The sequence below is a fragment of the Rhodobacteraceae bacterium D3-12 genome, from assembly GCA_025916135.1.
Taxonomy (GTDB): Bacteria; Pseudomonadota; Alphaproteobacteria; order Rhodobacterales; family Rhodobacteraceae; genus JAKGBX01.
In genome coordinates this window covers 1,705,503-1,720,628 of record CP104793.1, presented here as the reverse complement: position 1 = coordinate 1,720,628, position 15,126 = coordinate 1,705,503, and the positions used below count along the sequence as shown (strand labels likewise).

13 protein-coding genes and 2 pseudogenes are annotated in these 15,126 nt (G+C 59.3%); 7 read left to right on the top strand and 8 right to left on the bottom strand.

Going from position 1 to position 15,126, the window contains the following annotated elements; genetic code table 11:
* The first annotated feature begins 76 nt into the window (after positions 1–76).
* From surE to N4R57_08475, 4 genes are all read left to right on the top strand, one after another.
* Positions 77–856 carry a 5'/3'-nucleotidase SurE gene (surE, locus tag N4R57_08490; GenBank protein UYV39034.1) on the top strand — a complete coding sequence of 260 codons (780 nt, stop codon included), beginning with the start codon at positions 77–79 and terminating at the stop codon, positions 854–856.
* Positions 853–1,506 (top strand): protein-L-isoaspartate(D-aspartate) O-methyltransferase, encoded by a 654-nt coding sequence (locus N4R57_08485; protein UYV39033.1) that lies wholly within the window; start codon positions 853–855, stop codon positions 1,504–1,506. Before surE ends, N4R57_08485 begins: the two co-directional genes overlap by 4 nt.
* Before the next feature lie 60 nt (positions 1,507–1,566).
* Positions 1,567–2,775: a peptidoglycan DD-metalloendopeptidase family protein gene (locus N4R57_08480; GenBank protein UYV39032.1), complete on the top strand. Its 1,209-nt coding sequence runs from the start codon at positions 1,567–1,569 to the stop codon at positions 2,773–2,775.
* 141 nt (positions 2,776–2,916) lie between these two features.
* Entirely contained in the window at positions 2,917–3,471 is a 555-nt protein-coding gene (locus tag N4R57_08475; GenBank protein ID UYV39031.1) for a hypothetical protein, read from the top strand.
* Between the two features lie 3 nt (positions 3,472–3,474).
* Here N4R57_08475 and N4R57_08470 read toward each other — a convergent pair whose 3' ends face one another.
* The 4 genes and pseudogenes from N4R57_08470 to N4R57_08455 form a co-directional block, all read right to left on the bottom strand.
* Complete coding sequence (locus N4R57_08470; GenBank protein ID UYV39030.1) at positions 3,475–4,320, bottom strand: ATP-binding protein; 846 nt, start codon at positions 4,318–4,320, stop codon at positions 3,475–3,477.
* A pseudogene (tatC, locus tag N4R57_08465) lies at positions 4,313–5,151 on the bottom strand (twin-arginine translocase subunit TatC). The gene N4R57_08470 and the pseudogene tatC overlap by 8 nt, the downstream one beginning before the upstream one ends.
* A gap of 110 nt (positions 5,152–5,261) precedes the next feature.
* Positions 5,262–5,990, bottom strand: a complete 729-nt coding sequence (gene tatB / locus N4R57_08460; GenBank protein ID UYV39029.1) for a Sec-independent protein translocase protein TatB — start codon at positions 5,988–5,990, stop codon at positions 5,262–5,264.
* A 9-nt stretch (positions 5,991–5,999) separates the two neighbouring features.
* Positions 6,000–6,224, bottom strand: a complete 225-nt coding sequence (locus tag N4R57_08455) for a twin-arginine translocase TatA/TatE family subunit (protein ID UYV39028.1) — start codon at positions 6,222–6,224, stop codon at positions 6,000–6,002.
* 228 nt (positions 6,225–6,452) lie between these two features.
* Here N4R57_08455 and cobA point away from each other — a divergent pair.
* The 3 genes and pseudogenes from cobA (at position 6,453) to N4R57_08440 (ending at position 9,951) form a co-directional block, all read left to right on the top strand.
* Positions 6,453–7,312, top strand: a pseudogene (gene cobA, locus N4R57_08450) (uroporphyrinogen-III C-methyltransferase).
* Entirely contained in the window at positions 7,309–8,586 is a 1,278-nt protein-coding gene (locus N4R57_08445) for a cobyrinate a,c-diamide synthase (GenBank protein ID UYV39027.1), read from the top strand. The pseudogene cobA and the gene N4R57_08445 overlap by 4 nt, the downstream one beginning before the upstream one ends.
* Positions 8,587–8,667: 81 nt before the next feature.
* Positions 8,668–9,951 (top strand): MFS transporter, encoded by a 1,284-nt coding sequence (locus N4R57_08440; GenBank protein UYV39026.1) that lies wholly within the window; start codon positions 8,668–8,670, stop codon positions 9,949–9,951.
* 37 nt (positions 9,952–9,988) lie between these two features.
* Here the strand turns inward: N4R57_08440 and N4R57_08435 are convergent, their stop codons facing one another.
* The 4 genes from N4R57_08435 to cysS form a co-directional block, all read right to left on the bottom strand.
* Positions 9,989–10,753 (bottom strand): squalene/phytoene synthase family protein, encoded by a 765-nt coding sequence (locus N4R57_08435; GenBank protein UYV39025.1) that lies wholly within the window; start codon positions 10,751–10,753, stop codon positions 9,989–9,991.
* Positions 10,750–11,739: a lysophospholipase gene (locus tag N4R57_08430; GenBank protein ID UYV39024.1), complete on the bottom strand. Its 990-nt coding sequence runs from the start codon at positions 11,737–11,739 to the stop codon at positions 10,750–10,752. Before N4R57_08430 ends, N4R57_08435 begins: the two co-directional genes overlap by 4 nt.
* Positions 11,736–13,349 carry a citramalate synthase gene (gene cimA / locus N4R57_08425; GenBank protein UYV39023.1) on the bottom strand — a complete coding sequence of 538 codons (1,614 nt, stop codon included), beginning with the start codon at positions 13,347–13,349 and terminating at the stop codon, positions 11,736–11,738. The genes N4R57_08430 and cimA overlap by 4 nt, the downstream gene beginning before the upstream one ends.
* 202 nt (positions 13,350–13,551) lie before the next feature.
* Entirely contained in the window at positions 13,552–14,976 is a 1,425-nt protein-coding gene (gene cysS, locus N4R57_08420) for a cysteine--tRNA ligase (protein ID UYV39022.1), read from the bottom strand.
* Positions 14,977–15,126: the final 150 nt, after the last annotated feature.

Sequence of the window (15,126 nt, the reverse complement as noted above, 5' to 3'; positions counted from 1 at the left end):
CTTCTTGTTTTCGATGGTTCAGATCGCGCGCGTTTGGGTATATGCACTCCGCAAGGCAACAACGGCGGGGCGGCACATGCGAATTCTGATCACCAATGATGACGGCATCAATGCCCCCGGGCTTGAAGTCCTCCACCAGATCGCAACCGATCTGGCCGGTCCCGAAGGCGAAGTCTGGACCGTGGCCCCCGCGTTCGAGCAATCCGGCGTCGCCCATTGCATCAGCTATACGCACCCGATGATGATCTCGAAAATGAGCGAGCGGCGCTACGCCGCCGAAGGAAGCCCCGCAGATTGCGTGCTCGCGGGCCTTCACGAGGTCATGAAAGAGCGCCCCGACCTGATCCTCTCAGGCGTCAATCGCGGCAATAACTCCGCTGAAAACGCGCTCTATTCCGGCACCCTTGGCGGCGCGATGGAGGGGGCATTGCAAGGTGTAACCTCCTTCGCGCTCTCGCAATATTACGGCCCGGCAAACTTCCAAGCCAACGACCCGTTCGAGGCCGCCCGCCGGTACGGCGCAGAAACGATCCGTAAAATCCTCGACGTAGCGCCCGAGGATCAGGCGGATTACCGCTTGTTTTACAACGTGAATTTTCCGCCCCAGCCCGCTGACAAAGTCGCAGGCACGCGCATTGCCGCCCAAGGCTTCCGCCGCCAGACCCGCTTTAGCACCGAACCGCACCATTCGCCGTCGGGCCGCAAGTTTCTCTGGATCAAAGGCGGCGAACAACATCACCCCACCGCCCCCGGCACCGATGCTGCCGCCAATCTCGATGGCTATATCTCGGTCACCCCCATGCGCGCGGACCTGACGGCCCATGACATGCTCGACACCTTCAAGGGGGTCGAATGAGCACACCGGACGATATCTCGCAACGCAAGATGCAGTTCCTCTTTGCGCTGCGTTCAAAAGGTGTGACAAATCAACGGGTTCTCGAAGCGATGGAGAAGATCGACCGCGGCCCCTTCGTGCGCGGCCTGTTCTCTGAACGCGCTTACGAGGACATGCCCCTGCCGATCGCCTGCGGGCAGACCATCTCGCAACCCTCCGTGGTCGGGCTTATGACGCAAGCGCTTGATGTCAGCTCGCGCGACAAGGTTCTCGAAGTCGGCACCGGCTCGGGCTATCAGGCCGCAATCCTCAGCCAGCTTGCCCGCCGTGTCTATTCGGTCGACCGCCACCGCCGCCTTGTGCGCGAGGCCTCCGCAATTTTCCGCGAGATGGACCTCACCAATATCACCGCCATGACCGCCGACGGAAGCTTCGGCCTGCCGGATCAGGCGCCGTTCGATCGTATCATCGTGACCGCCGCCGCCGAAGACCCGCCCGGCCCGCTCTTGGCCCAGCTTAAAATCGGGGGTATTATGGTCGTGCCGGTAGGACAGTCCGACACGGTGCAGCACCTAATCCGGGTCACAAGAACCGAAAACGGGCTGGACTACGAAGAGCTTCGACCGGTGCGTTTCGTGCCTTTGCTTGAAGGCCTTGGGAAAGACACGTAAGGCAACATAAGAGAAACACCCCAAGCTCCGGCAATAGGGAGCAGGATTGAGGATATCGAGATGCGGTTTCACTTCTCAGCGGCCCGTGTGGCGTTATTGGGCGGCACTTTGGCTCTGGCCGGGTGCCAGAACGGAATTGATCTGGACATGCGCGGCGCGCTTGGCGGCTTAAACACGGCCGAGGCCGCTCGCCAAGCCACAACCAACCGCCCCCGTCCCGATAATCGCGGCATCATTTCCTATCCTAACTATCAGGTCGCCGTTGCGCGACGCGGCGATACGCTGGCTGATGTGGCCTCTCGCGTTGGCACCGATGCGGCGGCTCTGGCCAAATATAACGGCGTGCAAACGACCGACGTGCTGCGCGACGGCGAAATCGTCGCCCTGCCCCGCCGCGTCGCCGAACCATCGCCGGCGACCGGCTCCGCGACCAGCGGCCCGATCCAACCGCCGGGTGTCGACATCACCACGCTGGCCGGCGGCGCGATTGATCGCGCCGGACAACAGAGTGTCAAAACAACCACTCTGCCCGCCACAAAACCCGCCGCCGCGCCCAAGGTCGCGCGCGGCCTCGAACCCAAACGCCACAAGGTACAGCGCGGCGAAACCGCCTTTACCATCTCCCGGCTTTATAACGTCTCTGTCCGTTCGCTCGCTGAATGGAACGGTCTAGGCAGCGATTTTGCCATCCGCGAAGGTCAATACCTGCTGATCCCGGTCCCCGAAGCAAAAGCCCCGACCAAAGCCCAACCCGCCGCCGCGACAGTCGCCCCTGGCGCAGGCAGCCCCACGCCGACTCCGCCCAGTTCGACCAAACCCTTGCCCAAGGAAAGCACCAAACCCGTGGCCGCAGCCAAGGCAGAGGCCAAAGCCGCTGCCCCCGATCTCGGCAAAACCCAGACCAAGGCAAGCACAGGCGGCAAGCTGGCATACCCTGTGCAAGGCAAGATCATCCGCGAGTATAAGAAGGGCAAGAACGAGGGTATCGACATCGCCGCCGCCGCAGGTAAGTCCGTCGGCGCCGCAGAAAGCGGCAGCGTCGCCTATGTCTCCCCCAAAAGCGATGATGTTCAAATCGTCGTTGTGAAACACAAAAGCGGGCTCAGCACGGTCTATGCCAATATCGACGGCATCGCGGTCAAAAAGGGACAAACCGTCAAACGCGGGCAGGCGCTTGCCAAAATACCGGCAGGCAAAAGCGCCTATGTCCACTTCGAAGTGCGCAAAGGCTTCGACAGCGTCGATCCCCTGCCGTATCTGACCAAGTAACCCGGCCGCGCCCCCCTCTGACGCGCGCCTGATCGGTCGGAAAACCGGCGACAGGGCAGAGGTATCTGTTGTCGAACCAACAGATCCTCCCTACCCTGAACCGACATATTTTACCGATTAACCGCTTCTCAGAGGATATCCATGTCGCTTTCTAGAATTTCCCTCGCCCTGATTTCGCTCCTCATACTGGGAGCGTGCAAGCTGTCCTCGCCCTATGACCTGCATCGCGATGCTGTGGCACTCTCCCCGCCAGAGTTCTTTGGCGGGCAAAACGCGGTGTTTTCCTCGCGCAAGGGCTCTTACATTTTCATGGATTTCGACAACGGGCTGGTCAAACTTACCCTCAGCGAACTTGACGTCGACAAGACCGATCACGTCCGCTCGACAAGCCTGATCGTTCGCCATCCGGATGAATCGCGCGACCTGTTCTTCCTTGTCTATCCGGAGAGCGGGAAATACTCGTATTTCCCTTTCTATTACAACGATGAAGGCTTCGTCTGGGTCAAGCCCAAGAAGACGGTCAAGGTCAACACAATGAACGCTCTCCTCACCAGCGCACGCAGTTCAGAGCATCAGAAAATTCAGTATTATCAGGTCAATAAAAGCGAGGCCTTCAACCTTCGCCGCGAGCTTCAGGTCGTAAAGGCCGCCAAGGAAAAGAAGAAAAAAGACAAGAAAAAGAAGAAGAAAAACTGATCTTCAGCTTTTGAGCGAAACACCTTTTCGCCCGGCTAGATCGGTCACATATTGCCAAGCCACCCGGCCCGAACGCGCGCCTCGGGTGGCTTGCCATTCTATCGCCTCAGCGCGCAGCTCTTCGTCTGAAATCTCGATTCCATAGTGGTCGCAATAACCGCGGATCATCGACAGAAACGCATCCTGATCACAGGCGTGAAAGCCCAGCCAAAGCCCGAAACGATCTGAAAGAGACACCTTCTCTTCCACCGCTTCGGACGGGTTGATCGCCGAGCCACGCTCGTTCTCGATCATATCGCGCGGCATCAGGTGGCGCCGGTTTGACGTGGCATAAAACACCACGTTCTCGGGCCGCCCCTCAATCCCGCCATCCAGAACGGCTTTAAGCGATTTGTAATGCTGATCATCATGGCTGAACGACAGGTCATCACAGAACAGCACAAATCGCGCATCGCTCTCGCGCAGCAGGTTCAATAACCGGCCAACCGAAGGCAGGTCTTCGCGCTGCAATTCCACCAGTTTCAGATCGGGGAACCCTGCCTGCACATCCGAATGCACCGCCTTGACGAGCGAGGATTTCCCCATCCCACGCGCGCCCCAGAGAAGTGCGTTGTTGGCGGGCAACCCCTCTGCAAACTGTCGCGTGTTGGCCAACAGCGTATCGCGCGAACGCTCCACGCCCAACAACAGCCGCAGATCGACCCGCGAAACGTCTGCAACCGGGTCAAGCCGATCCGGCTCAACTTGCCAGACAAAGGCCGACGCCGCGTCAAAATCTGGCGCTTTCTCAGGCTCCGGCGACATCCGCTCCAGCGCCGATGCGATCCGTCCCAACACCTTCTTAGACATCAGGACTTACCCGCCTTGTCGGGTCATCCCCCTCGACTCCGTCGATATCATCGTCATCGAACTCGGCCATCAGCGGGTCATCGTCCAGACCGTCATCGGCCTCTTCCTCATCATCCTCAAACCAAAGCCCTTCGGCGCGCAGCTTTTCTTCGCGCTTCTTCTCAACCCGTCTGACGAGGAAAATCGAAACTTCGTAGAGACCATAAACCACCACGAAAAGGATCACCTGAGTGATGATGTCCGGCGGCGTTACCAACGCGGCCAGCACCAGAATTGCAACAACAGCATATTTGCGCACATTGCCCAGCCCCTCGGCGCTCACCAAGCCCGCCTTGCCCATAAGGGTCAATAGAACGGGCAATTGGAAACACAGACCAAAGGCGACAATGAATTTGATTGTCAGGCGCAGATACTCATGCGCGGACCCCTGAAAGGCGATCCCGGCGGTCTTGTTGGCCACCTCGCCCTCACCGATCAACGTGCCTTCTTGCTGGAATCCGAGGAAGAAATCAAAGGCCAGCGGCGTCACGACGTAAAACGCAAACGATGCGCCCAGAAAAAACATGAACGGCGACGCCACAAGGAACGGCAAGAACGCGCCCTTTTCGGACTTGTAAAGTCCAGCGCCACAAAGCGCCACAGCTGATAGGAAATGAACGGGAACGACAACACCAACCCGCCCAAAAGCGAAATCGAAATCGCGACAAAGAAACCCTCTTGCAGCTTGATCAGGATCAGCCCGCAATCATCCCCCATCGCGCCACGCGCATCACAAAGCGGCTGCGTCAGAAAGTTAAAGATCGGGTTCCAGACAGTAAAACAAATCACCATCCCGACGATAAAAGCCAAAACCGAACGGATCAGTCGATCACGTAATTCGGTCAGATGCTCGATCAGCGGGGCAGAACTGTCTTCGATGTCGTCATGTGTATCGGTCTGGCTCATGCCTTGGATCCGGTGGATTTGGCAGCGGGTTTCTTCGCCGCCGGTTTCTTGGCTGCCGTTGCTTTGGAGGCTGTTGCCTTGCTAGCGGAAGCTTTGCTTGCCGTGCTCTTGGCTTTGGACTGTGTCTTCGCCGAGGTTTTTGCCGGTGTTTTGGCCTGTGCTTTCGCAGCCGTTTTAGCCCCCGCCGCCTTCGCAGGCGCTTTGGAAGCAGCCGTTTTCGCCTTCGCTGCGGGCTTTTTCGCCGCTGGCTTCTTGGCCGGTGCTTTCTTGGCCGGTGCTGTCTTTGCTGACGCGGTTTTTGCCGGTTCCGCACTTGTCGCCTTCACGGTCTCTTCGGCCAGCTTCGCGGCCTCGGCGGCCTGACGCTCTTGCGCTTTCTTGGCCGTGGCATCGTGGATTTTCTTGGCCGCCTCAGCGCGGTCCTCGGCCAGATCGGCAGTGTTCGACCCCGGTTCCCAGTTCTTGAACCCGTCCGTGGCGTCTTTAACCGCGTCCAACCCCATTTTCTTGGGATCAGCAATTTTGCGCAAGGACTCTGCCGTCTCTTTCATCCCGGACTCATCGGCCGCTTCATCCATCGCCCGGCTGAATTCGCGCGCCATGCCTTTGGCTTTGCCAACAAACTGCCCCACCTTGCGGAACAGCATGGGCAAATCCTTGGGTCCCACAACGATCAGCGCGACGATGCCGATCAGCAGAAGCTCGGTCCAGCCAAGATCGAACATTCAGCCGACTCAGGCTTTGTCTTTTTCTTCGGCGGGCGTCACGTCCTTGGCCGAATCCGAGACGTCGTTCGCCTGATCTTCCAGCTCTTGCGTGCCGTCACTGACGCCTTTCTTAAAGGCGGTGATCCCTTTGCCGACCTCACCCATGAGCGAGCTAATCTTGCCGCGCCCAAACAGCACAAGCACGACAACGGCAATCAACAGAAGGCCCGGAAGGCCGATATTATTGAGCATGACTTCTTCTCCCTTATCCGGCGCGCGCACGGGAGTGGTGCACATTCCGAAACGTTTGCTGCAAAACTATCTAGTGGCTTGACGACAAGGATGAAAGACGCAACTCGACGCAGAGGCAGGATTTTCTCATTTTTCTCTCTGCTCGCCCCCCGCAAGACTACTATTTTCGCGCTCGATGGCCGTTTGGCGCTCTTTCCAAGCGCCATTTAAACGCGGCATAAGGGCCGCATGAGCGACTCGATTGAAAACACCACACTGCCGCCGGGTGATTGGCCCGAACTTGAACCCGGTTGGGTTTGGCTTTGCGGGGCCGGTCCGGGTGATCCCGGCCTGTTGACCCTGCACGCGCTTAATGCCCTGCGACAGGCCGATGTGGTGATCTATGACGCGCTGGTTGACGCGCGCATTCTCGAATGGGCACCGCAGGCCGAAATGATCTATGCCGGCAAGCGTGGCGGCAAGCCATCGGCCAAACAACGCGATATATCGCTACAGCTGGTCGAACTTGCGCGCGCGGGCAAACGTGTGTTGCGACTCAAGGGGGTGATCCCTTTGTGTTCGGTCGTGGCGGCGAAGAGGCGCAAACCATTGTGCAGCATGGCATCAACGTGCGTATCATCCCCGGCATTTCGGCCGGGATCGGCGGGCTGGCCTATGCCGGTGTGCCGGTCACGCACCGCGATGTGAATCAGGCGGTTACCTTTGTCACTGGCCATGATCAAACCGGCGACACGCCCAATACACTCAACTGGGCCGCTTTGGCGCAGGGCGGTCAGGTCCTCGTGATCTACATGGGCATGAAACACGCCGAACGTATCGCGAATGAGCTGATCGCCGCAGGCCGCCCCGCTGATGAACCCGTAGCTGTCGTCAGTCAGGCCACAACGCCCGATCAGCAGGTGCTCGAAACCACGCTTGGCGCGCTTGCGGCTGATATCGCGGCCTCGGGACTCGAGCCGCCCGCAATCGTTTGCATCGGGCGTTCTGTTCTCATGCGGCAGGTGCTCGACTGGCAAGGCATGGCCAACGGCATAGCCCCGCGCAACCTTGACCCGCTGGGCCGTGGCAAACCCGCCGAACAGGCATGAGCGGCCTGCTTATCGCCGCGCCGGGCTCTGGCGCGGGGAAAACCACCGTAACGCTTGCCCTTTTGCGCCACCTCAAAAGCCTTGGGATCAAGGTGCGCGGCGCAAAATCTGGGCCAGACTATATCGACCCGCGGTTTCACGAAGCTGCCTGTGGCCTAGCCTGCCCCAATCTCGATGCGTGGGCCATGTCCCCGGATCGCTTACGGGCATTGGCAAAGGGGAGCGGCCTCCTGATCGTCGAAGGGGCCATGGGCCTGTTTGACGGCACACCACCCAACGGCCAAGGCTCCGCCGCTGATGTCGCGCGCGCACTTGGCTTGCCGGTCATCCTTGTGGTCAACGCCAGCCATATGGCGCAATCGGTTGCCGCATTGGTGCGGGGCTTCGCCGCGCATGACCCCGACGTGCACATCGCCGGGGTCATCCTCAACAATATCGGATCGGACCGCCACGAAGCCATGCTCCGCGCCGCCCTCGCGCCCTTGGGCCTTCCGGTTCTCGCAGCTCTTCACCGCAGCGCTGATCTCAACCTGCCCTCGCGCCATCTTGGCCTCGTTCAGGCGGAAGAACGCACCGACCTCGACCGCTTTCTCGACAACGCCGCCCACGCCCTTGGACAAAGCCTTGATATAGATAGGCTTCTCTCTCTCGCCGCGCCGCTGACCCCTCCTGCGTATTCCCCCCCACGATCTGCGCCTCCGGGTCAGGTCATCGCCGTCGCCCGCGATCCGGCATTTGCCTTCTCCTATCCGCATCTGCTGGACGATTGGCGCGCCCAAGGCGCCGAGGTTCGCTTCTTTTCTCCCCTCGCCGATGAGCCGGTGCCGCCTGCAGATTTCATCTATCTGCCCGGCGGCTACCCGGAACTTCACGCCGCCCGTCTGGCGGCCGCGCACCGCTTTCGCGACAGCATTAGGCGCGCCTCCGAAACCACCCGGATTTATGGTGAGTGCGGTGGCTATATGACCCTCGGCCAAAGCTTGATTGATGCCCAAGGGGCTGCCCATGAAATGCTGGGGCTCTTGCCGCTCACGACCTCGTTTCAAAATCGCAAGCTGCACCTCGGGTATCGCCGCCTTTCGGCACTGGGCGGCCCGTTCACAGGTCACTTTGCCGCCCATGAATTCCACTATGTCAGCACGATCAGCACCGGCAAGGCACCCGCCCTTTTTGCCGCAAGCAACGCCGAAGGCGACGCGCTGCCTGACATGGGCCTCATTCAGGGCAATGCTTCGGGGTCATTCGCGCATCTCATCGACCTGACCTCCCCCTGATCTCACATCACGCTTTATGAACACGCCAACGACATCACTGCGGGCTTGCAGCCCCCGCGCCAAAAAGATAGGCGATTTGACATGACAAATACCGCTCTCCCCGCCCAAGACAGCCGCGCCAAACGCAATGTGATCATACTTGTGCTGGCTCAGGCCTTTCTTGGGTCTCAAATGCCGATGCTGTTCATTGTTGGCGGCTTGGCCGGGCAATCACTTGCCTCGAACCTTTGTTTCGCAACATTGCCAATCTCTCTCATCGTGCTCGGCTCAATGCTCGCGGCAACTCCGGTGTCTGCGATTATGCAGAAATACGGCCGCAGAACGGGGTTTTTCGTTGGCGCAAGCTTCGGTGCTCTCGGCGGTGCGGTGGGGGCATATGGGCTTTATCAAGCCTCATTTCCAATCTTCCTCGCCGGGTCTCTGCTAACTGGCGTTTATATGTCCGCCCATGGCTTTTACCGGTTCGCCGCCGCCGATACCGCGTCGGAGTCCTTCCGCCCCAAGGCGATTTCTTACGTTATGGCCGGCGGCTTGGCCTCGGCTATTATCGGGCCGCAACTGGTCAAACTGACCGATGACGTGATGGCGATCACCTTCATGGGAACCTATCTCGCCGTCATCCTTGTGAATATCATCGGCTCGGGGCTGTTTCTTTTCCTCGACATTCCCACGCCGACACCGCCCGAAGAAGGCGCGCCCAAGGGTCGCTCGCGACTGGAACTCCTTGCCACACCCGCGATTGCCGTCTCGGTGATTGCCGCCATGGTGTCGTATGCGCTGATGAACCTCGTGATGACTTCAACGCCCCTCGCCGTGGTCGGCTGCGGGCTTGATGGCTCGCTGGTTGATGCAGGCTCTCTCGCAGGGCTCAGCGAAGAGGAACGACTCTCTCGCTTTAGAAGCTTTGCCGCCAATATCGTGTCGATGCACGTGCTGGCCATGTATGTGCCCAGCTTCTTTACCGGCCACCTCATCAACCGCTTCGGCGTCAAAACCATCGTCGCCACCGGGCTTGTCATTCTTGCTGGCGCTGGCGCCGTCGCGCTTCAGGACGTCAAGCTTGAAAACTTCTACGTCGCGCTGGTGCTTCTCGGCATCGGCTGGAACTTTGGCTTTATCGGTGCAACCACAATGCTCGCCGGGTCTCACACCCCCGCAGAGCGTGGCCGGATGCAAGGTATGAACGACCTGATCGTGTTTGGCGGGGTGACAATGGCGTCGCTCGCCTCTGGCGGTTTGATGAATTGCTCTGGCGGCAACGCTCAGGAAGGCTGGAGCGCGGTTAACCTTGCTATGGCTCCGTTCCTCATGCTCGCTGGCGGGGCGCTGATCTGGCTCGCTTTCCGGCGCAACGACACGGTTTAAGTTAGCAGTAGCCTGCCGTTTCGCTAATGCACCGTTGCTACCAGCGGCCCAAAACAGACGCCCGCATCAGCGCCAAAGCCGCTGACAAAGGTGCCGGCTCCAACGTTGCGGCCAAAACGCGCTCCGGCTGTCGTTTCGCAAGCGTCAAAACCCGGCCAACGCCTGCCATGACGTTGAACACCGGGCGCACGGAGTTGGGCCGCGCCGCTGAACGCGCCTCACGCAGAGCCGCAAGCCCTGCCTCTGCCAATCGCGCAACGCCTGCCTCGGTCTCATCAGGGAGCGGTTGCCGCCCCGCCGCCTTCAACGCTGGCACCGCCAATAGCCAATTCGCCACCCCCTGCGCCCGGCCCGCAGCCTTGGCAGCCTCACCCGCCCCATCGCCCAAAACGCCCGCAGCGACTTCAAGCAACCCACCGGATGTCACATCAAGATAGCGGAGCAACGCATCCTCATCAGCAAACGGGTCGCTGTAAATATCGCGGCTGCGCGCCTCGACCATCGGCACAAGCGCTTGTGCCTGCTCTGGCGCGATGGCCAGAGCGAGCGGCACCACGACCTCGTGCCGCCGAACCATGCCGCCGCCTGCGATCTCTCCCAAGGCGTCGATCCACCATTGCAACCTGATCTCGGCGATCCCCGGCTCTGACGTGACCCAAGGCGCGCGCGCCACTTCAACGTTGAACGCATAGAGCGGAAACAACGCCTCACGTGCGGTGGGTGGCGCGGACATGACGGCGCGAAACCTCGGCGGATCACCCTTTTCGACAATCCCCGCGCATGCATTCAAATCATCATTCATCGCAGGAATTCACGGATCATGGCCAAAGTCTCGGGCGCGTTAACCACGTCGAGATGCCCGACATCAGGCACAATCTCATATTGCCCCTTTGTCGTTATCTCTTTCAATGTCGGCTCAAAGAGCGCCGCATCAAACGCCTCGTCCCGCGCCCCGACAATCAACAAAAACTCGGGCAGCTTGCCCACATCCCCCTGCCAATCGCGCCTGGGTGCAAAACTCTGGTTTAATCGCCAAGAATAGGCGGTCGTCGCCGTGTGACCCATTGGGCCGTCAAGCACTGCTTTGGGCATGTTGAACTGGATCGCTGTCAAGTGATCGAACGCGTGAACACCCACCATGTTCAACATGGATAACCCGATGATCCGCCGCGTCAGCGGCTTTGCCCAACCACCGGAGTTTGCGCGCGTCGTTGGCGCATCATGCTGCAAGAACGGAGCGAGCAAGATTGCCCGGTCGATCAAGCCGCCATGCGCACCGCCCGCCATTCGCACGACAAGCCCCCCGCCCGAAGAATGGCCGAGCACCAAAACCTCACGATCCCCCGCATCCTTCAGAACATCGGCCAAATCGTCTTCGAACTGACCAAGGTAATCGACATCACCGCGCCTATCCGGGGTCGCGCCATGCCCACGCAACGTCACGATCCGCACCTCGGCCAGATCGGCAAGCGCCCACCCTAACCGCTCAAACTGTGCGCCGTGCCAACCTGACCCATGCACCATAAGCAAGATAGGCAGGTCCGGCGCGTCTCCCCTGCGGAGGGTCAAAAGCTCAAGCGCGCTGCCATCCCTCAACTCGACTTCGCTGCGCACAACCGCAGCCTCATCCACCGGCAAGGCAAAGCCATCACCGAGAATGCGTTGAAAATCCAACCCTTGATCAGCCGCAACAGCCGTTGACGGGCGTTGCGACAGGATCAAACCAAACGCAATCGCAAAATAAATCGCAACGCTAATGGCAACAAAGCTGAGCAGCTTGAAAATCACGTCGCCCCGTCCCGCAGAAGCTTCCAATTGACCGCATCCAGCAGCGCGTCAAACGAGGCATCCACTATGTTCGGGCTCACCCCAACCGTTGACCAACGCCGCCCCTGCCCGTCTTCGCTGTCAATAATGACACGGGTCACGGCCTCGGTGCCGCCTTGGGTGATACGCACCTTGAAATCAACAAGCTGTATGTCGTTGATCAGGGCTTGATAGCGCCCCAAATCCTTGGCCAGCGCCTTGGACAGCGCATTCACCGGCCCGCGATCTGACCCGTCTTCATCAAGGCTTTCTGAAACCGAAAGCTTCTTGTCTCCGTCCACTTTGATCACAACAACCGCCTCGGACAGGGACACCATCCTGTCGTATTTGTTTTTGCGCCGCTCGACCGTGACCTTATAGCGTTTCACCTCGAAAAACTCCGGGCAAATCCCCAATTCACGCCGCGCCAGCAACTCAAAAGACGCCTGCGCACTGTCATAGGTATAACCCTGCGCCTCACGTGCTTTGATCTCATCAAGGATGCGTGACAGCGCCGGATCACCCGCAGCCACATCAATTCCCGCATCCGCCAAACGGCGGCGCAGGTTGGATTGACCGGCTTGGTTTGACATCGGGATGATCCGCCCGTTGCCGACTGTTTCGGGCACGATATGCTCATACGTGGACGGATCTTTGAGGATCGCCGAGGCATGCAGCCCCGCCTTATGCGCAAACGCACTGGCCCCTACATAGGGCGCCTGTCGCATTGGGACGCGGTTCAAAATGTCATCCAATTGCCGCGACGCCCGCGTCAGCGACTTCAACGCGTCAAGCGTGATTTCGGTCTCAAAGCTGCTGGCATAGGGCTCTTTCAAAAGCAGCGTCGGGATCAATGTGGTCAGATTGGCGTTGCCACATCGCTCGCCCAACCCGTTCAACGTGCCCTGCACCTGTCGCGCGCCCGCATCAATCGCAGCAAGCGAGCCTGCCACGGCATTTTCCGTGTCGTTATGGGTGTGAATACCAAGATGATCTCCCGGCACACCGGCCTCGATCACAGCGCGGGTGATGTCGTGAATTTCACCGGGCAACGTCCCGCCATTGGTATCACACAGCACCACCCAACGCGCGCCCGCCTCATAGGCGGCCAACGCGCACTTCAGAGCATAAGGCGCGTTGGCCTTATAGCCGTCAAAGAAATGCTCGGCATCAAACAGCGCCTCACGCCCTTGCGCCACGATATGCGCAACCGAGGCCCGGATATTTTCGACATTCTCGTCCAACTCAATCCCAAGCGCCGTTTTGACGTGGAAATCATGTGACTTGCCAACAAGACACACGGCCTGCGTGCCTGCGTTCATTACCTCGGCCAGAACATCATCATTTTCGGCGCTGCGCCCGGCCCGCTTGGTCATGCCAAAGGCCGTGAACGTGGCGCGCGTCTTGGGCGCTTCGTTGAAAAAGTCGCTGTCGGTCGGGTTTGCCCCCGGCCAGCCGCCTTCGATATAATCGACGCCCAACTGATCCAGCATCGCGGCAATCTGATGCTTTTCCGGAGTCGAGAATTGCACGCCCTGCGTTTGCTGTCCGTCGCGCAGCGTGGTGTCATAGATATAAAGGCGTTCGGTCATTGCACTTCTCCCATCTCGAGGCGTGATTGCGCCATGCCCGACCTCGGGAGGGCCGGTGAATCCAGGTGCAACACTCGTTCTTTCCACTGCGAATGCAACGCGCGTGACTTCTGTTGGCAAAATGCCCTCCCTGGGGGGAGGTCGGGCATGGCGCAGTCGCGCCGGGTGTGAGATTCTACCCACGTTTCCACCTCTATCCCGCTCATATCAAAGCCTCTATTTGCCTAACGGTGGGACTACCTGAAACATGGAATGAGCCATTGAGTTTGCCATCAATTTTCTCCACCACGAGTTCAAGACCAATATCGGATGCTCTCTCCCTCAAAGTGTCGGCCGCCGCATAGTCTTTGGCCTCTCTTAGCTCCATCCATCGCCGGATAACTGAATTAGCTGCGTCGAGGACCTCTAGGTCTTGCGAAAAGCCAAACGACGCCACAACACCGCTTGCGGTCTCCAAATCTTCCAATCCAAGGATAGCTAAGCTTGCGGCGAGTTGAGCGTAGTCGCCAGTTTTGGCTAACTTGTGAAGTTCCGCAATCGCTCCAGCGGTATTAAGATCATCCTTTAAGGCTTCCATGACCGCCTTCGCCGGCTCCGATGACGCTTCAACCCCATCAACAAGCCCATGCCACTTTCTCAAAGTCGCCTCCGCCTCCCGCGCCTTCTTCTCCGTCCAATCCATCGGCTTGCGATAATGCGTGCTCAGGAAAACAAACCTGATCACCTCGCCCGGCACGCCCTTGTCCAGCAAATCATGCACGGTAAAGAAGTTGCCCAAAGACTTGGACATCTTCTTCCCCTCGACCTGCAACATCTCGTTATGCATCCACACGCGGGCAAACTCTCCCTCGGGATGGGCACAGCAGCTTTGCGCGATCTCATTCTCATGGTGCGGGAACATCAGATCATTCCCCCCGCCATGAATGTCAAAACTCTCGCCCAACAGCTCATAGGCCATCGCCGAGCATTCAATATGCCAGCCCGGACGCCCGCGCCCCCACGGGCTGTCCCAGCCCGGTTGCGCATCATTCGATGGTTTCCACAAAACGAAATCCATCGGGTCTTCCTTGAAGGGCGCAACCTCAACCCGCGCGCCGGCGATCATGTCGTCAACCGAGCGACCCGAAAGCCCGCCATACCCTTCATATGAACGCACCCGGAACAGCACATGCCCCTCCTTGGCATAGGCATGCCCCCGCGCGATCAGGTCGTCGATCATCGCCACCATCTCAGGAATGAACTGCGTGGCGCGTGGCATCGCTTTAGCATGATCTGGATCGTTCTTAATCGAAGGCTCCAGCGCGCCCAACGCGCCCATATCATCGAGATACCATTGCGTTGTCTCTGCCGTGATCTCGCCAATCGTGCGCCCACTCTCGGCGGCGCGGGCGTTGATCTTGTCATCGACGTCGGTGAAATTGCGCACATAGGTGACGTGCTCGGCCCCATAGACATAGCGCAGCAAGCGGTAGAGTGTGTCAAACACCACCACCGGGCGCGCATTGCCAATATGGGCGCGATCATAAACCGTTGGCCCACAGACATACATCCGCACATTTTCCGGGTCGATCGGGGCGAATGCCTCCTTCTTGCGGGTCCGGGTGTTGTAAAGTTTGATATCGGTCATAGCGTCCTCGCACGCGGCCTCGCGGCGGGCATATCAACTTCCGATGTGAGTGGAAACAAGAAGAACGGCCCGCCTGACGATGTCAGCAGGTAATGCAGCAGATAATGTTGCAGGTTCTTGTCATGTGCTAAGCTTTAGCGGAGGAAACGC